The sequence below is a fragment of the Carboxylicivirga agarovorans genome (assembly GCF_050589845.1).
Taxonomy (GTDB): Bacteria; Bacteroidota; Bacteroidia; order Bacteroidales; family Marinilabiliaceae; genus Carboxylicivirga; species Carboxylicivirga agarovorans.
Window position 1 is genome coordinate 236,820 of the sequence record NZ_JBNGPA010000005.1, and the last position, 24,370, is coordinate 261,189.

The following is a 24,370-nucleotide window of genomic DNA, read 5'->3' on the forward strand; positions in this document are numbered from 1 at the left end:
ATTATTAAAAGTACTTTGTTTTTCAAAGTGTATGAATAAAAAAAATTACAATCCTCCTAAAAGCTCCTCCAGAGCAGCCAAATGTTTTTTGAAACTTTCTTTTCCGTAGGCTGTCGCGCCATAGGTTGTATTAGGCTTACGACCTACAAACTGCTTCACAACATCAATTAAATCATTCTTTTCCAGTGCCTTTAAATGACTGGCTAAATTTCCATCGGTAACACCCAACAGTTCTTTAAGGGCGTTAAACTCCAATCGATCATTTACCATCAAAGCCGACATAACCCCCAAACGCACCCTATTTTCAAAATTTTTATTTAGCCCCTCTATAATGGTTTTCATCTATCGTACTTTAAATACATACTTATTCCATACACTATATGAAATACACCAAATCCCAATGACCAAAAGATCAAGCCGTAATTAAGAAATATTCCTGCCAGCAAGCCTAATCCAATTTCAGTATATGCCAGATATTGAATGTCACGTTGAGTATATCGTGAAGCCATGAGCAATGCCAGACCATAAAAAATAAGCATTACTGAAGCTACTAATCTTATATTTTCGTGATAAACCAAAATTAAACTGAACACTCCTCCAATTGACAAAATAAACACAAGATTCAGGGCCACTAAACGCGCAGCAGGTGTCCAAAATTTAGCATTAGACCGCTTAGCTTTTCTCCAGCTTAAATACCAGGCTGATGTTACTGCTGAAACAAAAACAACAATAGCCGTAACAAGCATTCCTAATCTGACATGCAGTGTATTGGTTGACTTTAGGCCTTGCATATACTCATTATACACGTTCGTTCCCTGATCCAGGATAATAAAATATGCGAAAGCTGCACCAAGCAAAGCTATAACACCAGCAGCGACACCAGACAATCCACTCAGGGATAAAAACTTAGATGACTGTTCCATCATCTGCCTTATAACTTTTATATCTTGTAACGTCTCTGCTTTGTCTTTCATATCATAGTACTTTGCACTTCAAAGTAAAGCATTATTTATTTGTTCTCAAAATAAATTTTGCAACACAAGGAACAATTCATTTCGAATTTGTGTTACTATTTCTAAACACATTGCCTATGTATAATGGATTACTACATGCCCACAGCGGCATCAGATATTTAACACTTATATTTTTAGTTTGTGTGATTATCCAAAGCTTATTGGGTTGGATGCGCCAAAGAAAATATGCTGGTAGCCACCATGTGTTAGTTAAGCTAAATGCTGGATTTTTTCTTGCACAACTAATGATAGGATTGGTTTTATATACCATAAGTACCAAGGTACTATTGGATCCTGAAATGTTTAAAAGTACACTTTTACGCTTTTTCACGCTTGAACATCCCCTTATGATGCTTATTGCAACTGTAATGATCATCCATAATGCCGCCAGGTCAAAATCATACAGTAACTACACTACACACAAGCGCATATTCTGGAACAATCTGATAGCACTTATTATTGTTATCATTTCAATACCCTGGCCATTTAGAGAACAGTTGGGAGCATCGTGGTTTTAATACATCTACAACTTGTATTTTATTGTAAGTTAAAAACCTTATCTTCACTGCTCAATCAATTACAACAACTAACCTATGATGTTTCTTGAAGCAAAGAAGGTGGTTAAAAAATATGCCAACCACCTTGCATTAAATGAGGTCGATTTACAAGTACCAGAAAACACCATTTACGGCCTGCTTGGACCCAATGGAGCGGGTAAAACCACATTAATCCGCATTATCAACCAAATTACAGGTCCCGACTCCGGTGAGATCATTTTTAATGGTCATCCTTTAAAACCAGAAGATGTTCACCACATTGGCTACCTACCAGAAGAAAGGGGGCTATACAAAAAGATGAAGGTAGGTGAACAAGCTGTTTACCTGGCACGAATGAAGGGATTATCACGCCACGATGCATTGAAAAGACTTAAATTCTGGTTTGAGAAATTTGAGATTCAACCATGGTGGGACAAAAAAGTCGAAGAACTATCAAAAGGAATGCAGCAAAAAATCCAGTTTGTTGTGACTGTTTTACACGAACCAAGGTTACTGATCTTCGATGAGCCCTTCAGTGGCTTTGACCCAATCAATGCCAATTTATTAAAGCAGGAAATACTGAAGCTGAAAGATAATGGGGCGACCATATTATTTTCTACTCACAACATGGGTTCTGTAGAAGAATTATGTGATCACATTACCCTCATTAATAAATCACAAACAATTTTAACAGGACAAATCGATGAAATCCGCCAAAGCTATAAAGACAACCTGATAAAGCTGGATTTTACTGGGGACAGCTCCGATATTGAAGCGAATCTCAATGAGGATTTTAACATCCAGGACATCAAAAAGGTGAACGGGCACCAAACTGCTTTTATAAAAATGCAGAACAATGCAACTATCAACCAATTAATTGGCCACATAATTAACGATGTTCAAATTGTTGGTTTACATGAAGTATTACCAACAATGAATGATATTTTCATTAAAGTTGTTGAACAAAGTAACCTGACAAAACCTGTAAAATAGTCCACCATGAGTAAGATTTCCCTTATTATACAACGCGAATACACCACACGGGTAAAAAAGAAGAGCTTTATAGTGATGACCATTATTGGTCCAATTTTATTTGCCGCTATGATGGTATTGCCCGGCTGGTTTGCTTCAATGGAAGATACAGAAGAGAAAAAAATCGCTATTATTGACCAAACAGGAAAGTACAATGAGCAAATCACCAGTACTGAATACCTGAAATTCAGTTGGCTTGGTATACAGGCATCTGAAACGATAGCACAGGATTATGAGAACAATGGCTTCGATGCATATCTGATTATAGAAGATGATTTACTTGAACACCCCGACGCCGTCAAAATATATTCATCATCGCAGATCACAATTGATGTAAAAGAACATATATCCCGAAGTCTTGAAAAACATCTTGAAAATGAAAAATTAGCCAGCTACCAGATCGAAGGATTGGATGGAATCATCAAAGACATCAATGCGGTTCGTGTTAAGGTTAAGACCATTAAGCTGGGTGATGACGGTTCTGAAAAAGAGAGTTCGACTGAATTGATAATGGCAGTTGCCATTATTTTTGCTTTATTGATCTACATGTTCGTATTGGTATATGGAATGCAAGTGATGCGCGGTGTGATGGAAGAAAAGGTTAACAGGATCGTCGAAGTTATCGTTTCATCGGTAAAACCTTTCCAGTTGATGATGGGTAAAATCATTGGTATCGCAATGGTAGCTCTGACCCAGTTTCTGCTTTGGGTTATCTTAACAGGATCCATAGTAGCCGTAATGCATAGTATCTTTACAAGCGATGTTTCAACAGTCCCCCAAACCAGTAGCATAGAATCTGTCAGTAGCCTGAATGGTCAACAAATTGACAATCAGCAAATGTCTGAGTTCGGAGAGATATTTACCGGATTACTTGAAAAACTATTATCACTTGACCTGGTTGCAAGCCTGGTTTTATTCGTATTCTACTTCCTTGGAGGCTACCTGTTGTATGCCAGTCTTTTTGCAGCACTGGGTGCAGCACTTGATAACGAAGCAGACAGCCAGCAATTTGTCATGCCGGTCATGATGCCTCTGATACTATCTATCTATGTCGCAATGGCTGCATTTCGTAACCCGGCGGGTGATTTGGCATTCTGGTTCTCTATGATCCCGTTTACATCGCCGGTTGTAATGATGGCACGCATACCCTTCCAGCCACCCGTGTGGCAAATAATATTGTCCATGCTTATTTTGGTAGGAACCTTTATTTTCACAACATGGTTTGCAGGACGTATTTATCGTACCGGTATATTAATGTATGGTAAAAAAGTTTCTTATAAAGAGCTTTGGAAATGGTTCATGTATTCAGGAAAATAACAGATAGAAAAACATAAACTTAGGGAGGTTGTTTCAATGTCATTGAAACAACCTCTTTTTTTGCCTTAATGGCACTTTTAAATTTTAACCCTGGCAGTTTGTAAAGCCTATTTATGTAATTTTAGGCTTCCTATTTAAACGATACACATGAAAATAGCCATTATAGATCTGGGCACCAACACCTTCAACCTGCTGATTGCAGAACAAACCGAGAAGAGTTACAATATTTTGGTTGAGAATAAATACCCCGCCAAATTGGGTAAAGGTGGGATCAATGATAAAAAGATCGTTCCTGAAGCAATGGAACGAGGTATCACAGCACTAAAAACACATCTTAAAACGATAGAACAGTACAAGGCCGACAAAATAGTTTGTATAGCTACTGCCGCTATCCGAAGTGCAAAAAATGGCCAGGACTTTGTTAAGCGTGTTAAAGATGAGTTAGGGCTGACCGTTCATGTTATTGATGGTCAAAAGGAAGCTGAATTGATTTTCGATGGCGTTAAGCAAGTAATTCCTATTGGTGAAGAACGTATTTTGATTCTGGATATTGGCGGTGGCTCCAATGAATTTATCATTGCTAATAAAGATGGTGTTTTATGGAAACATAGTTTTGACCTGGGAATCGCCAGGCTTCTTGATCGCTTTCAACCTTCTGATCCAATCACCACTACCGAAATAGAAGTAGTTGAAAAATACATCAGGGAAGAACTGTCATTGCTATACGACGCTCTTGAAAAGTACCCGACTCAAACGCTCATCGGATCATCCGGTTCATTTGATACTATCTCATCAATGATAGCAGTCAATCATCACCCTCATCTGGACATGTCCAAAGTAATGAGCTATCATATACCTATGGAATATGCACAGGAAATGCACGAACTATTTCTCAGATCGACCGCAAGTGAAAGAAAGGAAATGAAGCGCATGGACCTCCATCGGGTGGAAATGATTGTTTTGGCCAGTATTTTTATTAACTTCATCGTTAAAGAATTCAACATTAAAGACATATGGCAATGTGCCTTCGCTTTGAAAGAAGGTACTATTTTACAGATTATCAACGACCAACTATAACTCAATAACATGGCAAAAATATTAGTGATAGACGACCAGCGAAGCATTAGAAATACCCTTAAGGATATATTGGAATACGAGAGCCACACAGTTGATTTGGCAGAGGATGGAGAACAGGGACTTGAAGCATTTAAAGCAGATAAATACGACATTGTGCTTTGCGATATCAAAATGCCGAACATGGATGGTATGGAAGTACTGGACAAACTGCATTTACTCAATCCCGATACACCGGTTATTATGATATCAGGTCATGGCAATATTGACACGGCCGTCGAGGCGATCAAAAAAGGCGCTTACGACTTCATTGAAAAACCACTGGACTTAAACCGCATGTTGGTCACTATTCGCAATGCCAATGAAAAGAAAGACCTGGTAACAGAAACCAAGGTACTAAAGCGTAAAGTAAGCAAGACTTACGATATGATTGGTGAGTCGGAACCAATTGCCAAAGTAAAGGATATGATCGATAAGGTTGCGCCTACAGATGCCCGTGTTTTAATTACTGGTGAAAACGGAACTGGCAAAGAACTGGTGGCCCGCTGGTTACACGAGAAAAGCAATCGTGCCGGTCAGCCTTTTATTGAAGTTAACTGTGCCGCTATTCCATCCGAATTAATCGAAAGTGAACTATTTGGTCATGAAAAAGGAGCTTTTACATCGGCTCACAAACAACGAAAAGGTAAATTTGAACAGGCCAATGGAGGAACCATATTCCTTGATGAAATTGGTGATATGAGCCTGCCTGCTCAGGCAAAGGTTTTAAGAGCTTTGCAAGAAAACATCATAAGCCGTGTGGGTAGCGATAAAGATATAAAAGTTGATGTGAGGGTATTGGCTGCCACGAATAAAAACCTGAAGGAAGAAATTGCCAACACTAATTTTCGGGAAGACCTGTATCACAGATTAAGTGTAATCCTTATCCATGTACCGGCTTTAAATGATCGTAAAGAGGACATCCCTTTGCTGACCGAACACTTTAAAAATATTATATGTGATGAATTAGGCATGCCTGTTAAAACATTTACTGATGATGCCATTGATGAACTAAAAACCATTAATTGGACCGGAAATATTCGTGAGTTCCGTAACGTAATTGAACGATTAATAATCTTAAGCCAGGAATCCATTACCAAAGATGATGTATTGGCTTATGCGCGCCCGATGAATTAATAGAATGAGAACTGAAACTGACTTTTTAGGTGATCTGGACTTACCGGATGATGCCCTTTACGGCATACATTCATTACGAGCTGTAGAAAACTTTCCTGATCAAACTCCATTCTTCATTGAGTGGTATAAAGCTGTTGGAATAGTTAAACTGGCCTGTTACCATACTTACGGCAAGTTTAAGTCAGCTGCCAGTCAGAATTACAACATCAATAATCTGCCTTTCAGCTTTATTGATGATGACATTCTCGATGCGCTCATTGACTCATCACAAAAAGTAAGTGGTGGTGCTTATTTTGACCATTTCGTTGTTCCTGCAGTTCAGGGTGGTGCAGGTACCTCAATCAACATGAATGTGAATGAGATCATTGCTAATGTTTCTCTTTTGCATCTTAAGGACTCCATTGGTAATTACGATCGTGTTGATCCTTTTGAACAAGCCAATGTTTTTCAATCAACAAATGATGTCATACCTACAGCATTGACTGTGGCGGCCATGCACCTTCTTAACGATCTTGAAGATGCAATAAATAACTTAAGGAATGTTGTTGAAAACAGAGAAGGAGAGTACCGTAATGTACTTAGGCAAGGCTACACCCAAATGCAGGCAGCTGTTCCAAGTACATACGACCGGCTATTCAGCAGCTATAACAATGCACTCTCCCGCGATTGGTGGCGCGTATCTAAATGTAGCGAACGTATAAAGGAGGTAAATATTGGCGGTGGAGCTATAGGTACAGGGATAAGTATACCTCGTTTCTTTATCATGACGGTAATAAAAGAATTACAACACCTTACCGGCCTTCCTATTACGCGGGGCGAGAACATGGGTGACTCTACCTCGAACATGGATCGATTTGTTGAAGTGCATGCGACACTAAAGGCTCATGCCGTTAACCTTGAAAAAATGGTTAATGATATACGCATACTGGGCTCTGACCTGTTTGCAGACAGGGAATTGATGCTTCCTAAAAGGCAAGTTGGAAGTTCGATAATGCCGGGAAAAATAAATCCTGTCATTCCTGAATTTGTTATCAGTGCAGTCCATAAAGTTTATTCCAATGATCAATTAATATCAAGTCTTTGCGGACAAGGTTGCCTCGATTTAAATGCTTACCTGCCAATGATCGGTCATGCACTGTTGGATTCGCTAAAACTGCTTACATCCTGTAACGATACACTTAGAAAGCATCTTTTTACAGATCTTACCATACAAACGGTAAAAGAAAGCACTCATCCGGTTTATCTCAATCCCTCTGTAACAACAGCATTGTCTCCGTACATTGGGTATCACCAGGCAGCCAAACTGGCTAAAGTAATGAAGGACAATTCCTTGTCTATATTTGAAGCCAATAACAAGACGAAAATCATTGACGCTGATAAGCTTAATGAATTAATGAAGCCGGAGGCACTGATTCGACAAGGATACAGCTTAAATGACATTAAATAACTAGCAATCAATCAAAAAAACAGATCAAGCGTCATTTTTATCGACCAAGTTTCATATATTTATACACGTTATTAAACCAAACTCACTTTATAAACACCCATAGTTGTGAGCACCAACGCAATAGAAAATGTAATTATTGACCTGAAAATAGATTGGAGATGAACCACCCTTTTTATTTCACATATAATTTAGTTGCCGTTGGACAGGTAGAAGGCTTAATCGAAGCTGGAGGTCAACAAGTTCAATTCAAGCTGACCAACAATAGTAATCCATTACATGATCTGCTGAAAGGTATGATCAACCTGGTATTTGAACCATCCCACATTTGGGGTGAGGACAATATAAGTTGGATCGACTGGTACGAAGAAACGGGTAGTTTAAAATGGGTACTTTCGACTGAAGACGGTCATATAATACACATTAAAATAATCAGGTACGACGACTTCTTTGATGAATCATCGGGTAAGGTGGTTTTGGAAACCTCCATCAGCATGCTTGATTTCTATTATGCCATTGTTCAGCGTTTAGATATCTTCTTAAAAAAAGAAGGACTGCTAAACTACGAGCAAAAATGGCAAAAAGACGAATTCCCATTCACCTACTTTCTGCTATTGAAAAAGCACTTAATTGAAAAAGGACATTGGATACCAACTAAAGAGCGATTGGGCACATTAAGTGATGAAATTGACTTTCTATTGACATAGTTGGTCCGGCCATAATGACCATCCGTCAATTTTAGCACCTTTTTTAAAGCATTTTCACTATATTGATTACATAACACGGTTCAAAATTTTTATGAGTCAAGCTCCTTCATATGATGATTTAGTAAAGCGGATCAAAGAACTGGAAGACATTCTTCAAAATAATGCCTCCAAATATTATTACCAGGCGGTTAAAGATAGTGAAGAACGTTTCAGAGCCTTATCCGAAGCGGCAAGCGAGGGTATTATAATAACCGAGAAAGGTATTTGCATTGAGGCCAATAAGAGCGGATGTGAAATGTTTGGCTATACACGCGAAGAAGTTGTTGGTATTTCTGCGACCCAGGTTTTCCATGAATCATGCAGGGAAATGGTATTAAACAATATCCGACGTGAATATGATGGTACTTATGAAGCACTGGCAGTTCGTAAAGATGGATCAACCTTTATCGCAGAAATAAAAGGACAGAATTATATATACCAGGGTAGAAATGTGCGAATAACCTCAGTACGCGATATTTCAGAATATAAAAAAGCACAGCAGGCACTGATAGAAAGCGAAGGAAAATACAGAGAGGTGGTTGAAAATGCAGGTGATGGAATTTTAATCGGAAATCTGAAAGGTGAGGTGATTGAAGTTAACCAGGCCTTCTTAAACATGACCGGGTTTTGCGAGGAAGACATCCTTAACAGGCACATCAGGCATCTTTTCGACCCAGAGGTTATCAAGGAGAAGCCGCTACGATTCGACCTCCTAAACGAAGGACAATCGGTGATTATTGAAAGAGATATTATTGGTAAAAATGGTCAGTCTATTCCTATTGAGATGAACTCAAAGCGACCACATGCCAATTACTACCTTGCTATAGTGCGTGACTTAAGAGAAAGAAAGAAGGTTGAGAACATACTAAAGCTTAAAAATAAAGAACTCCTTGAAGCCAAAGAAAAAGCAGAAGAAAGTGATCATTTAAAGTCGGCGTTTTTAGCCAATATGAGCCATGAGATCAGAACACCTATGAATGGTATTATTGGTTTTGCTGAACTAATAAAATCAGATTATGCTAAGGAAGGAAAAGACAACACCTACCTTGATATAATCATTAGCAGTGGTCACCAGTTACTTCATATCATCAATGACGTACTTGAAATCTCGCGCATTGAAACAGGGCAGGTAAAACTCAACTATAAAAAGTTTGACCTGAAGTACCTGATCAACGAGCTGATCACATTCTTTTCCCATGCCGCAGGTATACAGCACAATAAATTAAACTTTATTCAACCGGATGAGGAAATTGTTATCAGGTGCGACGAAGCCAAACTGCGCCAGATATTAACGAACCTTATCAATAATGCTATCAAATTCACCCAAAACGGAACTGTTGAAGTTGAATGTGCTAATGCTAACAACAATATTCGCATATCTGTTAAAGATACGGGGATTGGTATTCCGGACGAATATCTTGACAGAATATTTGATCGCTTCTTACAGGCAGAAAACCGCAACCTGATGCACAATGGAACAGGTCTTGGTTTATCAATCTGTAAAAAATACATCGAACTAATGAAAGGTGAAATATGGGTTGAATCCAAAGTTGGTGAAGGATCCACATTCACATTTACACTACCTCTTATGCCTTAATTATTTCCTGATTAACTGATATACTTTTAAAGACAATATCTGAAAGGGCCTCATAGGATTCTCCACTAGGATAAACAGGCTTCAGGAATTCAACACTTACCTTCTTGAATGGTCGTGGAAACTTTGAACCACGAGGTAATGCATTAACAGCTCCTTTAATTGAAACAGGTACAATAGGCACATCTAATTCTCGGCTTAAGATGGCAAATGTTTTCTTAAACTCACCTAACTTACCATCGAAAGAACGGGTTCCTTCAGGAAATATAATCAGTTTCTTTTTCTTCTTTAATGCCTCACCCATCTTCTGAATTGATTCTTTAAGATCCTTATTCAGATCCATTATTATGATATGGTGACGATTGGCAAAATATTTTAAGAAACGTGACTTAACATGCTTTTCCTTAGCATAGAAATAAGTTTCTCTCACGCTTTTATTCTTCAACCATGAAGCTACAAATAAGCCGTCAAAGTAGCTTTGATGGTTTGGGGCAATAATACATGGTCCATCAGGTATATTATTGGCTCCTTTCCCACGAAAGCGGAAGTAAAGGCGGAAAAACATCTTTGACATCTTTAAGAAAATTGTCCCGGTAAACCAGGTACGAGGCAATTGAAGATTAACCTTTTCTTTCAGGATCTTTGACCAGTTGATCTTTTCTATCGACATCTTAGTTCGCTTCTCTGCAATATATTCACTTAAAGCTAATACAGATGAAAATCCTACTAACTGTTCAACCTCCATTTCAATACCGAAGGTAGATTGAATAAATACCAATAAACCAACTTTATCCAGCGAATCGAGTGCCAGATCATATTCTATATGATTATTCGGACGAACATTGCAGTTTTTTTCACTTGCTATAAAATCTGCAACTATCTTATATTCCTCAAAATTCACCTCTTCAGCCTGACTTGTCTTATCTTCCTTGACAGAGGCAAATTCGGCCAGCTTAAATCGCTGCAATTTCCCTAAACGCGTTCGTGGAAGTTCTTCATCAGTCACCGAGAAATCCATTATTTTCTTATATGGTGATACCGACTGGTTGTAAACATCTATTACCTCCCACTTTAGCTTTTCTTCAACCTGTTCTGTACTCAAGCCTGCAAAATCAGCCTTATTGGGAACAACGATCGCTTTCAACTGGTCAAGATCGGCATAGATACCCACTTCAGACACACAAGCTGCACGGTTTTCTATCTTCGCTTCAATCTCAGACGGGTTAATGTTTTTACCATTGGATAAAACTATGATCTCCTTTTTACGTCCGGTGATATACAAATAGCCATCATCGTCAAGTGTGCCTAAGTCACCGGTGTATAACCAACCATCCTTAAGTACTTCTGCGGTTTCTTCAGGGCGATTAAAATAGCCTTGCATAACATTGGGTCCCTTAACTACTATTTCCCCCTCACGTATCTCCACTTCGGCTACCGGCAAAACTTCACCAGGGCTACCAATACGAACACGTCCGGGACGGGTAAATGTGATCATTGGAGCTGCTTCGGTCATACCAAAACCTTCCAACACCTCAAAACCTAAGGTATTAAAATCACCTCCCACTTCGGGGTCAAGTGCCGCACCACCACATACCATATATTTTACTGCACCTCCAAATTTCTGATGAGCAGATTTAAATATTTTACGGGAGAAGTTTCTTGAATTGACTTTTTCCGCCAGTTTAAACAGGGCACGGGCAATTGCGCTGCTGTCAATCTTCGTACGAATACCTTTCCTGATGGCTGAATACAAACGCGGCACGCCAATAATGATTGAAACCTTATTATCCTGAAGCGTCTTTATAATATCTTCTGATGCCATAGATGGAGAAACAGCAATGGTTCCACCCACATAAAGTGGCGCAATCATGGTTCCCATCAACGGAAAAATATGATGCATTGGCAATAGCATCATTACCACTTCATCTTTTGTGTATATTTTAATTTGATTAGATACGGCATCGACATTGGCCATCAGGTTCTCAAAAGACAACATAACACCTTTAGGGCTGCCGGTAGTTCCCGATGTGTAGATGATAACAGCCGTTTTATCCTTATCATCATTTATATCACCCAAGCCATTTACTTCGACAGGCTCTAACTGATCACATTCTTCAATAACGAACACCTTTGTATCTATACCCGATTTTTCAATGGCCGATTCCAGCAAGGATTTCTTTTCAGTGGAAGTAAAAATCACCTCTGGGTAACAGTCCTTTAAAATGTATGCAACCTCATCTTCTGAAGACATAAAATCGATTGGAACAACAGTTGCCTCATTATACCAACCGGCATAGAATGAATAAATCCAACCCACCTGATTTTCTGAGAAAATGGCTATTCGATTAACAGAAATATCTTTTAACAACCCCGAATAGGTTGCAATATTTTGCTTCAATGCACTGTAACTTACCTTCAGTTCACCACACGAAACTGCCGTTTTTTCTCCAGCATTATAAATCATATCCTAATCCTTTGCGTTATTTCAACCTGACAAACCTACGTTTTTAATTGTTTAGGCACAACTAATACATGTATCAGCTACCAAAAGTTCATCATCAATATTATAAATAATCATATGAAGTTTCATCCGGACCATTAACAAATGGTTTAATAGCTCTGTTATATATTCCCTGCACGTAGGCAATAGCCATGCCATAATTCGTGATGGCAACATTGCCTGCTTTAGCAGGTCCAAGTCGGTTAAACAATTGTTTCCTGGTGATCATACAACCTCCACACTGAATAATCAGGGCATAATCATCCATTGGACGTTCTATTTTATCTAAACCGGCCACAACATCAAACTCCAGTTGGCGACCTGTGTATGTGGCTATCCAACGAGGTATCTTAACACGACCAATATCATCGCAGGCAACATGATGCGAGCATGACTCCAACATCAAAATGCGGTCACCATCTTTCAGCCTGTCAATCTTCGGTGTCCCCTGAAGGTAATTCTCAAAATCACCTTTAAAATGTGCCAAAAGAATACTGAAACTTGTTAAAGGGATATCCTTGGGGATTGATGCATCAGCTTTCAGGAAGATCTGACTATCGGTAATAGCCAGGGCAGGTTTAATTCCGGTTTTCTTCAAAAAGACATCTACTTCACGTTCTTTTAATACAATGCAAATGGCATCATTATCCAAAATATCGCGAATAGCCTGTATTTGTGGTAAAATCAGTCTTCCTTCCGGAGCCTCAATATCAATAGGCGTTATCAACAACACAATATCACCATACTGAATTATATCACCCACCAGAGATGGTGTTGTATAAGCTGATTCAGGAATTGCATGACGTATAGCTAAAATAATGCCTTCAGTGTCGCCATTATGGCAATTGTATGCCAAAACCCTGGAGCTACCTTCTGATTTGCAGGTTTCTGCAAACTCTTGAGTTAAACTTACAATATCAGTTTTATTATGAACTACTATAAAGGGAGTATCCTGTTCCTGAAACTTCTTCGCTAAATATCTTTCTTCATCACCCCAGGTATTATCAGTAACAACCAAAATGGCCAGATCAACCAATTTAATGGCATTAATTGTTTTTTTAATGCGCTTTTGACCTAATTCACCTTCATCATCAATACCTGCTGTATCAATTAAAATAACCGGTCCAAAACCGGTAATTTCAAATGATTTCTTAACCGGATCTGTTGTTGTTCCGGCATAATCAGATACAATTGCAATATCCTGATTTGCAAGGCGATTTATGATGGAGCTTTTCCCATTATTACGTCGTCCAAAAAGTCCTATGTGTGGTGTTCTTTCTCTACCCATCCCATATTGTTTATCTCCTGCAAATTTAAAACTTTTAATTTCAATTTATAAACCTCACACCCACCTATAAACCTGCCACTTACCAGGCATCTTTAAAATTAAAACAAAAAAAAACTTCTTATTTGTCACCCCATTTTATTAATTAAGTGTCTATATAACTGAATGCGAAAGCGTATTTATTAGCTATTGGCGTAAGTGAATAGTTTCTCATGGGTTTAGAAAGGGCTGTGGTATTTTTCTTTTGAAATTTTCTTTCATAATATACTAAAGGTTTAAGCAGATACTAGGATATTCCACAGCCCATTTTTTTAGATTATTACAACATTAGTATGATACGTTAAAATGAATTCTCATTTTAACCCTTAAACAATTAACCAAATAAAGAGGGAATCCATTACGGATTCCCTCTTTTATTTTAAATGCCAATTACGAGCATGCATTAAGTTTTTACCTGGATTAAGCCAACAACACTATAAGCTATTGCAAGTTTATTTCCGGGTAAAATTGGAACTAACCAACAAACCCCATCATATTCTGATTCATGAAAATCTTGAATGTCAGAGCATCAAGTTGTTTAAATGGAAGTACTGCCAGATTATCAAATTTTAAATGATGCTCAAAAGGTTTAATAATTTCATCGATGGCATGAACATACGATGGATATAGTTCTTTAAGACGTCTGCAGGTCTGTCTTATGATTTCTATTTTAACATCATTCTCTTCCTGGGGACTTGCAATATCTTCCAATCGTTTCTTGACTGAATTTAATGTTCTTACTTTTAGTTCTTTTTCCGACTCTATATCACTCCATACAACAGTTGCTTTTTGAACAAGCTTATCTAATATCATGTGCTTCATTGTTATGCCTGGTTTTAGTTCTTATATCAGTTAATAGCAAAAATGTTAAAACGTAACACTTTTTAGCATTTACCAGGCATAAAAAAAGCTGCATCATACTGAGCAGCTTTTATTTACGCTATTTATCGTAATGTTATTATAATTTTATTCCCATAAATAACACATCGTCTATCTGCTCCTGTTCACCAAGCCAATTCTCAAAGTTTTTCTTTACATGGTTATATTGATGCGTTCCTTTCTTATCATAAATTTCGCTTATCATATTTTGAACACCGACCTTCATAAACTTTTTACCTAAAGGACCACCAAACTGATCCGGATAACCATCGGAAAACATATAAACCTGATCACCCTTTTGGCAACTGTATTCTACATTCACATATGGACTTAATTGTTCTTCGTAACTATCTCCAATACTTCTGCGACTACCCTTGTAAATGGTCATTTCATCGTTAATAATCAGATAAACAGGTCGTTTAGCTGATGCCAGGCGTATTCGACGGGTAGGAATGTGTACTTCTACAATTGATATATCCATACCATCCATACTTTCATTCCCCTCAGTCTTTTGCAGCAACTTTTTCACCTCTTCATCAAGGCGTTCAAGCATTGCTGCGGGAGAGTCAATATCTGGTATACGGAAAATATCATTAAGTATAGTGGTTCCAATCATTGACATAAAGGCGCCTGGAACACCATGCCCGGTACAATCGGCACAACAGGCGATAAAATAATCCTTTGAGCGGTTAAACCAGTAAAAGTCCCCACTAACGATATCACGCGGTAAGAAATACACAAAAGACTCGGGAAAAACAGTCATTAACTCGTCCATTGAAGGCAGAATAGATGACTGTATCTTTTTGGCGTAGTTGATACTATCCGTTATATCCCTGTTTTTTCTTTCAATTTCCGCCTTCTGTTCGCGTAACTCCACTGTTTGCGTGGCTACTTCCTTTTGAAGTTTTTGATTTTGTCGTTTTAATGCTTTTTGACGATAATCGTGCAGCGCATAAAACAGCAGTACCAATAAGCAACCACATAGAACAAAGAACCACCAGGTTCTCCAATATGGTTTGGCAATACTTATATTGATCGTTCTCAACAGGCTGGTTTCTTTTCCATCGGAATTAAATGCCCGTATTTTAATTTTATAGTTCCCAAAACTTAAATAATCAATTTCTTTATGATTGATATTATCCAGCTTCGTCCATTTAGCATCCTCATCATCACCTTCCTTATCAATTTTGAACTCATAATTAACACCTTCAGGATTCTTAAAACTTATAGCCCTGAAAACTACCTTAAACTTATAGGAGTGTTTCCCATAGGGATAGTCAAGTTTGAGCTTATTAGTTAATGGAACGGTCACATCGTCTATTTCAATACCCGTAATATTTAATATGGGTGCCACATTGTTAAGGCGATCGTTCTCGGGTAAATAGTTAACAACTCCTTTATTTGAAACAAACCAGATCCCACCTGCATCATCGTTTCTTACCTGGAAAAACTCATCACCAAGCTCTTCGTTATGACCATAGGTTTTAACACTTTCCTCAATATCAGAATTTGCTTTTTCAATTTCTATCCGTGACAATCCTCCATCATGACATATCCACAAACGGTTCTTAATATCCTTAAAAATACCATAACAGAAATCCTTTTTCAGCCCGTTATTGGTCGTTACCTGTAATTCGACAGCGTCTTTATTGTAACAGATCACTCCTTCACCTTTGGTACTTATCCAAAGACGACCATCATTATCCTCACTCATACCTGTTACATCAACGGCAACATTATCTTTCACCGGATGACGCTCAATCCGATTCAGAATAGGATTAATCTTGCACAGACCGCCATCTTTGGGTCCTACCCAAATGTTATTTTTCGAATCTACATAAACAAAATTGATGTTGTTGTGTGACAAGCCATCCTTAATCTCATAGTTTTTAATGTGGCTGGTCTTTTTATTAATAATGACCAGTCCCCGTTGTGTTGCCAGTAACAGATAATGATCATAGCCTGCAATATCATTGATCTTCAGGGCCAGTTGATCGTTGAAATAATTTCTCTTTCTGAATGACTGTGCATCTACCGACTTATAATACAAGCCACTGTTTGCAGATGCGATCCAGATAGTGCCATCCTCTGACTTATGAATATCAACAATTTCGTCATTGGGAACACCACCGTATTGTTCATCAAAGTAACGAACATCAAAGCACATTGGATCTGTCAATATCAATCCTCTGTCAAGACCGATCCATAGTTGCTCGCCATCCTTAAATATTGAACGTGCCTTATAGTGAAAACCGATCTCATCAAGATTGTAAAACACAAAATACTGGTTAACCAATAGAGAAACACCGCCTCCCTTGGTACCAAACCAATAATTTCCTTCACGGTCACACAGAATATCCTGAACATCATTATTACTTAAGCCATTGTGATTTGAGTATTTGAAAGAATCATTGAAAATACCCTGAGCAGGATCAAAGATCAATCGTATAACGCCACTACCAAGAGTTGAAACCAGGAGATGTCCTTCTGCCTCTTCATAAATATCGGTGACTTCTTCTTCTTCGATATTAAACTTTTCACACAGAGTATTATCTGAAATATGACTAACTCCATTGGTATCTTCCATTTCATTGTAAGAATAAAATCCTCTGCCTCGTGTACCTATCCAATACTTATTATCAGCCTTGCTTTTAACAATGGTATTGATCCAGGCGCTTGGAATATCATCAATCTTTTTTATTTCAACAGTGTCATATGACTCATCAAACTCAAAAACAAACAAGCCTTTCTTTGCAGTACCAACAAGCATACGTGTTGGCGACAAGACCTGTAGCGCCGTATAGCTTTTTCTTCCAAATTTTTTACGGTCAAAAAAAGTGGTGATCTCGCCATCGCCTGATATTTTAATCAAACCCCTTTTCTGATCAATAGCCCAGATATTTCCTTCTACATCTTGTGAAATATCCGAAATCAATTGCGACGCTCCTTCAACAGCAAGCTTGTAAAACTGATCATTCTCCCGATAACTAATTAAGCCATTTTTATGACCGATCCATAGTCTGTTATCACGATCAAAGAATAAGCAATTGATATAGTTATGAGCTAATGAATCGGATGTGGTATAAACAGAATATTCAATTCCATCATATCGGATCAGGCCTTCATCGGTGGCCATCCAAACATAGTCATTCCTATCCTGAGCCAGGGCGATGATATCATTATCTGCAAGCCCTTCTGATGTATTGTATATTTTAAAATCAAAAGACTGTGCTTTTATAAGCCCTGGAATAACAACAAGAAGTACTAATAACCAATATGATACTATTTTTTTCATTTTTCAGATTTTTCCTCAAATACAATGACTGTCAACACAAGTACAACCAGGCTTAAAGCTCTTCAGCTCCAGGGTTACCCTTATACTTAGGTACACCTCCAATTGGCACACTATACGACTTGAGTAATTCACCATACTGGTTTTCGAAATATATCACTACGTTATTATTGCGATAGTCTCCAGTACGATTTTTATGCATTTGAATGTCGAGTGACGTGTTGTATTCTTCGGGTTTGATGTTATACATACTTGATGCCCATTCATCATCTCCTGAAATTTTCATTGGGCTGTAGGCTGTGGCAACAGAACGCACAATTATTCGTCCGTCATTATCCCAGTCAAAATTTGTTTGCTTGATAGAAACGATACTTGAATCATTCACATATGGATAGATGTGAGAGATCTCCCCCGGGTTATCATGCAATCGCACTGTGTACTTATAGTAGAATGCATATCCTCCTTCAACTTCATCCTGCACATCCTCTTTGGTGCTCATATAAAGCTGGTACATATTCCCATCGTCACCATCAACTCCTTCAATAATCACTTTAAAAACATGCCCTCCTTCTTCAGGTAAATACTCCCCTTCCGATGGATTTATAGGACCAAAGGTATACCACTTTTGATCGTATTCAGCATCATTACCAAATGTTTTTGAGGCCAGTAATGTTCCTTCATCATAATTGCCATCGAGGTTTAGCTTTTTAGCATCTTCGCTCGAACAACTCCCTTGCCCGCCATATATACTATACGAAGTCTGGGTATTCCACTCTCCCTGAATTTCATCATTCTCTCCACCACAATCAGGATCATAAACTTTTATATAAATGGGTGCAGTGTGATTTTCAGGTACTGTAAAGAAAATAATTTGACAAAAGCTGGCATCACCCCATGATGTTTCGGCATTGGCGCCAAAAGTGATCAGGTTAGGAATGTTTTCATCTCCACCGGGAACGGGCTGCGCATGAGCCATAATTCCGACCAACAATAATACAAATGATAGCTTAAGTAGTTTGGACATAATTATTCGATTACGTTAATTTCTTTGTAGGTGCACATCTTGTTATGCCGGTCACTCATACTAATGGTACCGCATTTAACAATGTGTTTTCCTTTTGTTCGAAAAATATACTGAATTGTTTCACCTTTTTGTTTAGAACCATCAGGTAACTCCCAATAATAACCATTAGGCTCGAAGTCTCCAAGGTTAGATTGCAAAGCATCAAGCGTTTGTAATTCACCGACTTTTACCGTATCGGGCACATTAATATAAACCTGAATTTTCTTTTTAACATCCTGATAAAAATCGTTAAGCACAAACAGCTCTACATTCTCAATTGTATCAACCAATACTGACTGAACATGGTAAGATCCTGGTTTTTTATACTTATGAATAACTGTATCTCCTTCTGCTTTGGCTCCATCACCGAAATACCAGACGTACTTTAAGGGTCCTTCGCCTTTCCCATTCATGCGATCGTAAAACCGATATGTATAGGTGTTTTCTTTCTGTTTCGTACCAGGACCGAAAATCGGGAACGTATAAGCATATTCGTATAAATTATCATCCCCTTCTTTGTCTGATGCAAAGTAACCAAACTGCTCACTTTCATCAACATAACAACTAAACTCATTGGCCGGGGTATTAATGCCATTATCCATGGCAATCGGTTTTACCCATTTCCCATCCTTTTTATAGGTATAAAAAAGATCAAGGCCACCTTCACCACCAAGGCTGTCTGAAGAAAAATAAAGCTTTCCGCTTTCATGATAAAAAGGAAAGTACTCATTACCACCGGTATTAATAACTGAACCTAAATTTTCAGCAGGTCCCCATTCCCCCTCTTTTCTTTCAGAAACATACAGGTCGGCCTGGCCATAACCACTTTCCATATCAGAGGCAAAGAATAGGTATCGCCCGTCAGGTGAAATGCTGGGATGCGCTGTATTGTAACTTCGTCGTGAGTTAAAAGGTAGGCCTTTTGCCCTGCTATAAGCGTTGTCACGTTCTTCTGCCACATAAACACCAAGCAGATTTTCGCTATTCCTCTTCAGGCTCTTTCTATTTTTCAGGTGTACCTCTGTGAAATACACCTCATTACTATCGGGCAGAAAACTAATTGACGCAGTATGGTATTCAGAAAAATAAGATGGTTGATATTGCTTTTCCTCTGTCCAGGTCGAATCCTGGCGCTGATGCACAGTAAATAAGTTGTAAAAATTTTGATTATCCTGATCAACAGCTTTGCTCAACCAGTTAACGTTTTTATTTGAACTAAAATATAATAATGTATCATTAACTGTCGGAGCAATCTCACTTTGATCCGGTTTACAAAATGGTAACTTCTTTACACTTAAACCCTGGGCGGTCATCTGCTGATAACTGCCTAAAAGTATGATACTGAATATTAAGACTATTTGACGCATACGACCGGTTTAAAAGAATTTAGGATTAGGAGTATTGACTTTATATCCGAAATCAAATTGAATGGCAATTTCGTGCGTACCATCATTATAACTGCTGATATCGCCGGTAGCGTAATCAAGGCTGTATGAAAATCGTAACTGTGGTGTTACCTGGTAAGCAACCATTGCAACGAAATCACCTGTTGTGCGATACGCTCCCCCAACCCATAACATATTGTTATAGATCACAGTCGCATTAACATCTATTGACGAATCAAACTCAGGATTATAGCGGGCCATAAAACTAGGCTGCAAGTGCCATTTCTTAGACAGGGTAAAAAGATACCCTCCGGTAGCGAGGAAGTTGGCTTTATCAAGAGCAAACTCATTTAAGCCTCCTTCAACATATGGATTGTAATAAAAGAAGTTTGGAACAGACACACCTAAAAAGAACTTTTGCGAATACCATGCTGTTCCAAAACCAACAACAGGCGCAAAATTAGATTCATTGGATGCAAACTCCGGATCTATTGCACCTTCCCCTCCTATTCCGTCAAGAGTGGATACCTCAGTCCAGTTGGCACTGTAAAAACTACCTCCTCCATTAATACTAAAGGCCAGCTTTTGGTTACCCGACATTCTCAAACGATAGGTATACGACCCAATAAAGCCTGTTTGTTTGTTAACTCCGTACTGCTGGTTAAAAACTTCAAGTCCAAGCGCAACATTCTCCTTTCTCAATGGTGAATGCATGCTAAACAGCATTGAACCGGGAGCACCATCTATACCAGCCCATTTTTTCCGATAACCACCATATAGCGATAAAACTTCCCGGTTACCCGAAAATGCGGTATTTAATGCATAACGATTATGCATATACTGGCTCATTACAATGTCTTTCTGTGCTGTAAGTGGCAAAAACGAAACAAGCAAGAAAGTTGCGAATACTATAATTCTTAATGCCTTTTTCATTATTTGCTTCCTTTAATGATTAAGTAACTCTTGATTGGGTCGATATTGTCACCTTCAAAAATATAGTAGTAGGTACCATCTTCCTTTTTACCATCGTCTTTTATTCCATCCCACCCCAATGCTGTTTCCTCGGTCTGCATAAAATCAACTGCCTTATAAATGACCTTACCTGTAACATCAAAAATGGTCAATTTATTATTGATTACATTGTCTGCCCCACCAATGATAAAATAATCATTCACCGTATCGCCGTTGGGCGAGAAGCCATTGGTCTCATACATTCCTTTATTTTCGAATACCAGTTCATCTGCTTCCTCAAAATCAGAACAATATTCGCCATTTGAAACTGTCCATCTAAAACTATATTTTCCGGTTTCTATACCATTAACAGAAGTTATAGGGGCTTCAGGACTTACAATTGTTGGGCTGGAAGATGGAAATTCAAGGGCTTCCCACTTTCCTGTCATTCCGTTCACTATGGGCTCTGCCTTCAGTTCTATCTCTTTAGCATGATATACTACATCAACATCAGTTAAAATAGAACTTTCAGGCACCTTATAAAATTCGACCTGAACCTGCGCCTCTCCCATACAAGTAGGATTATCAATAACAAATTCAGTTAATTTGAGCGTATAGGACTCATAGAACTGCTGGTCATTATCATTGACATAAATAGCAGACTTATCATCATTGACATCATCAAAATAAATCCCACTACCGTTTAGATCTATGACCGACCATGACCCGGAATTAGTCATTGTATTCGATATTTGACCATCTAAAGTAGTTTCAGTCCCGCAAACCGGACTACCAACTACTCCGGCAGAAGGCATTGGTTTTGAATCAACCTGTAAAGCAAATGTTTCATTAATATCTGCCATACACTCTTCCGAATCGCTTAATGAAATGATGGTATAGGTAGTATTGCCATCAGGAAAGAGTTCTATCTGACCACTGGCAGATGCCTGCGTGTGGGTTTCACGCATCCCTTGATCATCTTCATAGACTACCTTAATATCGTAGCGATTTGCTGCATTTCCTTCTACATTTATAAAAACCTGCTCGTCGCTACAAATACGATCATCGGAAATAGTGAATGTGGCGCTTGGTTCCGGAACTTCTGTAATATCAAAGTTCTTTGTATCAAACTGATCCTTACAGGCTCCATTGATCACTTTATAAATAATATCAAAGTTACCTGCTGCATCAGCTTTAAACGTAGCCGCCATTTCATCTTTTGATAAAAAGCTTCCTGTACCTGTTGCTGTATAATCCCATATTACTTCAGTGTAATCACCACCCGGATCTGCACTTAATGTTATTTCGGTGCGACACGTTGTAACATCAGGGCTAAGCACAGGTATGGGCTTAGTGTAATAGGCTATATCAATTTGCTCTTCCTCAATGACAACCCCGTTAACTTTATAGATGATCTCAGCAAATTCACTAAGATTGACATCGTACATACTTGTAACTTTAAAATAGCCACTTCCAGAGAAAGTCACAATTTTACTATCTGTCGCATCTACGTATGGATCGCCGGTAAATGGAATATCAATAAATTTCTCAGGGTTACCATCACCCTCGGGGTCCACTTCATAGGAATAATCGTATTCCCCAGATCCAAAAAATACCAAGGTAACGGTAACTTGCTGAACCCCACAAATTTCTGCTTTTTCAACTGAAACGGTTATTGTCGGCTTTTGCGCATATAATTCATCTACTCCCGTCCAAATCAGAAGTACAAAAACAATTAGTAGATATTTTCTCATCCCATTAATATTGTTAGCAAACGTAATTCCCCAAACCTGCTCAACAATGAAGCATTATACGCCTGATAATTAATAATGTTCCACCTCTCACAAACATAATTAAAAATTAGCGAACTAAGATTATTTTAACCACCAACAAGCATAGCTTGACATTAAAAAAGACGAAGTTCATCAAAAAAAAAAGGTACAGCTTCAATCTAAACGCCAGTAATCAATATTTGTTTTTCTCAACAATCAATAAATAATTGTTAAGTCCATTACTATAATTGAGGGAGCATTTTAAACGTCTACGTGCTAATGACGTACTTCAATAAAAAAGGCTGCCATTGGCAGCCTTCCATATATGTTGTTTTAATTCTCTATAGTGCTTTTCTTATTGAGTCGGCAATATGTTCAAACTCCTCTTTTTTAAGTTCCAACTTTGGATTTCTGAAGTTAATATCCGCTTCACTATTCATTGGAATCAAATGAATATGTGCATGAGGCACCTCCAGCCCCAATACCGCAACGCCTACACGTTTACAATCAATAACCTTCTTTTGGGCAACAGCAATTTTCTTGGCAAAGACATTCATATCAGCCAATAAATCGTCTTCCAGATCAAAGAGATAATCTGTTTCCTGCTTAGGTACAACCAGGGTATGACCTAAGGCTAGCGGATTAATATCCAGGAAGGCAAAAAAACGATCGTCTTCGGCTATTTTATAACATGGAATTTCTCCGTTGATAATCTTTGTAAAAATGGTAGGCATGGCATTAGCTCTTAAATTGATATCTCAACAATTTCAAAGGTCATCATTCCTGAAGGCACTTTAATCTCAACCTGGTCTCCTACTTCTTTTCCCAATAATCCTTTTGCAATCGGTGTTGAAATAGATATTTTTCCTTCTTTTAAGTTAGCTTCACTCTCCGGAACCAAGGTATATGTCATGGTTGCTTTATTCTTCAGATTTTTAATCTTCACTTTATTAAGCAGCTGTACTTTAGATGTATCTATACGCGACTCATCAATGATTCGGCTATTGGCAATTGTATCCTGAAGCTTTGCAATCCGCATCTCTAAAAGCCCCTGTGCTTCTTTTGCAGCATCATACTCAGCATTCTCCGACAAATCTCCCTTGTCACGAGCCTCTGCAATTTGCTTTGAAATAGATGGACGTTCATAAGTTTCTAACTGATGTAATTCCTCTCTCAGCTTCTTTAAGCCTGCTTCGGTTATATATTTCATAATCTTCCTCCTAATTCAATTATCGTCAATTATATAAAAAAATAAAAGAATCCCGATTTCCC

At 38.3% G+C, this 24,370-nt stretch carries 20 protein-coding genes; 8 read left to right on the forward strand and 12 right to left on the reverse strand.

Annotated features, from left to right (window positions below):
* Positions 1-45: 45 nt before the first annotated feature.
* Both ACRD69_RS08255 and ACRD69_RS08260 read right to left on the reverse strand, forming a co-directional pair.
* Positions 46-342, reverse strand: coding sequence for a winged helix-turn-helix domain-containing protein (locus ACRD69_RS08255; protein WP_430814594.1), 297 nt, complete (start codon positions 340-342; stop codon positions 46-48).
* Positions 339-974: a hypothetical protein gene (locus tag ACRD69_RS08260; RefSeq protein WP_430814595.1), complete on the reverse strand. Its 636-nt coding sequence runs from the start codon at positions 972-974 to the stop codon at positions 339-341. Before ACRD69_RS08260 ends, ACRD69_RS08255 begins: the two co-directional genes overlap by 4 nt.
* 116 nt (positions 975-1,090) lie before the next feature.
* Here ACRD69_RS08260 and ACRD69_RS08265 point away from each other — a divergent pair, with 116 nt between their 5' ends.
* The 8 genes from ACRD69_RS08265 (at position 1,091) to ACRD69_RS08300 (ending at position 9,935) form a co-directional block, all read left to right on the forward strand.
* Entirely contained in the window at positions 1,091-1,531 is a 441-nt protein-coding gene (locus ACRD69_RS08265) for a hypothetical protein (RefSeq protein WP_430814596.1), read from the forward strand.
* Positions 1,532-1,606: 75 nt separating this feature from the next.
* The gene (locus ACRD69_RS08270) at positions 1,607-2,542 is read left to right on the forward strand and encodes an ABC transporter ATP-binding protein (protein ID WP_430814597.1); all 936 of its coding nucleotides are present in this window, start codon (positions 1,607-1,609) and stop codon (positions 2,540-2,542) included.
* A gap of 6 nt (positions 2,543-2,548) precedes the next feature.
* The gene (locus ACRD69_RS08275) at positions 2,549-3,898 is read left to right on the forward strand and encodes an ABC transporter permease (RefSeq protein WP_430814598.1); all 1,350 of its coding nucleotides are present in this window, start codon (positions 2,549-2,551) and stop codon (positions 3,896-3,898) included.
* Between the two features lie 147 nt (positions 3,899-4,045).
* The gene (locus ACRD69_RS08280) at positions 4,046-4,975 is read left to right on the forward strand and encodes a Ppx/GppA phosphatase family protein (protein WP_430814599.1); all 930 of its coding nucleotides are present in this window, start codon (positions 4,046-4,048) and stop codon (positions 4,973-4,975) included.
* Positions 4,976-4,984: 9 nt separating this feature from the next.
* Positions 4,985-6,148, forward strand: a complete 1,164-nt coding sequence (locus ACRD69_RS08285) for a sigma-54-dependent transcriptional regulator (protein WP_430814600.1) — start codon at positions 4,985-4,987, stop codon at positions 6,146-6,148.
* Between the two features lie 4 nt (positions 6,149-6,152).
* Positions 6,153-7,595, forward strand: a complete 1,443-nt coding sequence (locus tag ACRD69_RS08290; RefSeq protein ID WP_430814601.1) for a lyase family protein — start codon at positions 6,153-6,155, stop codon at positions 7,593-7,595.
* Between the two features lie 158 nt (positions 7,596-7,753).
* A complete protein-coding gene (locus ACRD69_RS08295) occupies positions 7,754-8,299 on the forward strand; it encodes a hypothetical protein (protein WP_430814602.1) in 546 nt (181 codons plus the stop codon).
* Between the two features lie 91 nt (positions 8,300-8,390).
* A complete protein-coding gene (locus tag ACRD69_RS08300; RefSeq protein WP_430814603.1) occupies positions 8,391-9,935 on the forward strand; it encodes a PAS domain S-box protein in 1,545 nt (514 codons plus the stop codon).
* On the opposite strand, the gene ACRD69_RS08305 is transcribed toward ACRD69_RS08300, so the two are convergent.
* From ACRD69_RS08305 to greA, 10 genes are all read right to left on the reverse strand, one after another.
* Positions 9,925-12,396, reverse strand: coding sequence for an AMP-binding protein (locus ACRD69_RS08305; protein ID WP_430814604.1), 2,472 nt, complete (start codon positions 12,394-12,396; stop codon positions 9,925-9,927). The two genes, ACRD69_RS08300 and ACRD69_RS08305, sit on opposite strands and share 11 nt — an antisense overlap.
* Before the next feature lie 100 nt (positions 12,397-12,496).
* Positions 12,497-13,720 carry a [FeFe] hydrogenase H-cluster maturation GTPase HydF gene (gene hydF, locus ACRD69_RS08310; protein ID WP_430814605.1) on the reverse strand — a complete coding sequence of 408 codons (1,224 nt, stop codon included), beginning with the start codon at positions 13,718-13,720 and terminating at the stop codon, positions 12,497-12,499.
* Positions 13,721-14,230: 510 nt separating this feature from the next.
* Positions 14,231-14,578 carry a hypothetical protein gene (locus tag ACRD69_RS08315; RefSeq protein WP_430814606.1) on the reverse strand — a complete coding sequence of 116 codons (348 nt, stop codon included), beginning with the start codon at positions 14,576-14,578 and terminating at the stop codon, positions 14,231-14,233.
* A 136-nt stretch (positions 14,579-14,714) separates the two neighbouring features.
* Positions 14,715-17,930 carry a two-component regulator propeller domain-containing protein gene (locus tag ACRD69_RS08320; protein ID WP_430814607.1) on the reverse strand — a complete coding sequence of 1,072 codons (3,216 nt, stop codon included), beginning with the start codon at positions 17,928-17,930 and terminating at the stop codon, positions 14,715-14,717.
* A 52-nt stretch (positions 17,931-17,982) separates the two neighbouring features.
* Positions 17,983-18,951 (reverse strand): hypothetical protein, encoded by a 969-nt coding sequence (locus ACRD69_RS08325; protein ID WP_430814608.1) that lies wholly within the window; start codon positions 18,949-18,951, stop codon positions 17,983-17,985.
* Positions 18,952-18,953: 2 nt separating this feature from the next.
* A complete protein-coding gene (locus ACRD69_RS08330) occupies positions 18,954-20,357 on the reverse strand; it encodes a PKD domain-containing protein (RefSeq protein ID WP_430814609.1) in 1,404 nt (467 codons plus the stop codon).
* 9 nt (positions 20,358-20,366) lie between these two features.
* Positions 20,367-21,308 carry a PorP/SprF family type IX secretion system membrane protein gene (locus ACRD69_RS08335; protein ID WP_430814610.1) on the reverse strand — a complete coding sequence of 314 codons (942 nt, stop codon included), beginning with the start codon at positions 21,306-21,308 and terminating at the stop codon, positions 20,367-20,369.
* Entirely contained in the window at positions 21,308-23,080 is a 1,773-nt protein-coding gene (locus ACRD69_RS08340) for a T9SS type B sorting domain-containing protein (RefSeq protein WP_430814611.1), read from the reverse strand. Before ACRD69_RS08340 ends, ACRD69_RS08335 begins: the two co-directional genes overlap by 1 nt.
* A 359-nt stretch (positions 23,081-23,439) precedes the next feature.
* Positions 23,440-23,832, reverse strand: a complete 393-nt coding sequence (locus ACRD69_RS08345) for an HIT family protein (protein ID WP_430814612.1) — start codon at positions 23,830-23,832, stop codon at positions 23,440-23,442.
* An 11-nt stretch (positions 23,833-23,843) separates the two neighbouring features.
* On the reverse strand, positions 23,844-24,308 hold the full coding sequence (gene greA / locus ACRD69_RS08350) for a transcription elongation factor GreA (RefSeq protein WP_430814613.1): 465 nt from the start codon (positions 24,306-24,308) through the stop codon (positions 23,844-23,846).
* Positions 24,309-24,370 lie beyond the last annotated feature (62 nt).

Bases quoted from the DNA above. Each gene is read 5' to 3' on its own strand.
- ACRD69_RS08255 (WP_430814594.1), bottom strand. From the start codon at position 342: ATGAAAACCATTATAGAGGGGCTAAATAAAAATTTTGAAAATAGGGTG.
- ACRD69_RS08260 (WP_430814595.1), bottom strand. From the start codon at position 974: ATGAAAGACAAAGCAGAGACGTTACAAGATATAAAAGTTATAAGGCAG.
- ACRD69_RS08265 (WP_430814596.1), top strand. From the start codon at position 1,091: ATGTATAATGGATTACTACATGCCCACAGCGGCATCAGATATTTAACA.
- ACRD69_RS08270 (WP_430814597.1), top strand. From the start codon at position 1,607: ATGATGTTTCTTGAAGCAAAGAAGGTGGTTAAAAAATATGCCAACCAC.
- ACRD69_RS08275 (WP_430814598.1), top strand. From the start codon at position 2,549: ATGAGTAAGATTTCCCTTATTATACAACGCGAATACACCACACGGGTA.
- ACRD69_RS08280 (WP_430814599.1), top strand. From the start codon at position 4,046: ATGAAAATAGCCATTATAGATCTGGGCACCAACACCTTCAACCTGCTG.
- ACRD69_RS08285 (WP_430814600.1), top strand. From the start codon at position 4,985: ATGGCAAAAATATTAGTGATAGACGACCAGCGAAGCATTAGAAATACC.
- ACRD69_RS08290 (WP_430814601.1), top strand. From the start codon at position 6,153: ATGAGAACTGAAACTGACTTTTTAGGTGATCTGGACTTACCGGATGAT.
- ACRD69_RS08295 (WP_430814602.1), top strand. From the start codon at position 7,754: ATGAACCACCCTTTTTATTTCACATATAATTTAGTTGCCGTTGGACAG.
- ACRD69_RS08300 (WP_430814603.1), top strand. From the start codon at position 8,391: ATGAGTCAAGCTCCTTCATATGATGATTTAGTAAAGCGGATCAAAGAA.
- ACRD69_RS08305 (WP_430814604.1), bottom strand. From the start codon at position 12,396: ATGATTTATAATGCTGGAGAAAAAACGGCAGTTTCGTGTGGTGAACTG.
- hydF (WP_430814605.1), bottom strand. From the start codon at position 13,720: ATGGGTAGAGAAAGAACACCACACATAGGACTTTTTGGACGACGTAAT.
- ACRD69_RS08315 (WP_430814606.1), bottom strand. From the start codon at position 14,578: ATGAAGCACATGATATTAGATAAGCTTGTTCAAAAAGCAACTGTTGTA.
- ACRD69_RS08320 (WP_430814607.1), bottom strand. From the start codon at position 17,930: ATGAAAAAAATAGTATCATATTGGTTATTAGTACTTCTTGTTGTTATT.
- ACRD69_RS08325 (WP_430814608.1), bottom strand. From the start codon at position 18,951: ATGTCCAAACTACTTAAGCTATCATTTGTATTATTGTTGGTCGGAATT.
- ACRD69_RS08330 (WP_430814609.1), bottom strand. From the start codon at position 20,357: ATGCGTCAAATAGTCTTAATATTCAGTATCATACTTTTAGGCAGTTAT.
- ACRD69_RS08335 (WP_430814610.1), bottom strand. From the start codon at position 21,308: ATGAAAAAGGCATTAAGAATTATAGTATTCGCAACTTTCTTGCTTGTT.
- ACRD69_RS08340 (WP_430814611.1), bottom strand. From the start codon at position 23,080: ATGAGAAAATATCTACTAATTGTTTTTGTACTTCTGATTTGGACGGGA.
- ACRD69_RS08345 (WP_430814612.1), bottom strand. From the start codon at position 23,832: ATGCCTACCATTTTTACAAAGATTATCAACGGAGAAATTCCATGTTAT.
- greA (WP_430814613.1), bottom strand. From the start codon at position 24,308: ATGAAATATATAACCGAAGCAGGCTTAAAGAAGCTGAGAGAGGAATTA.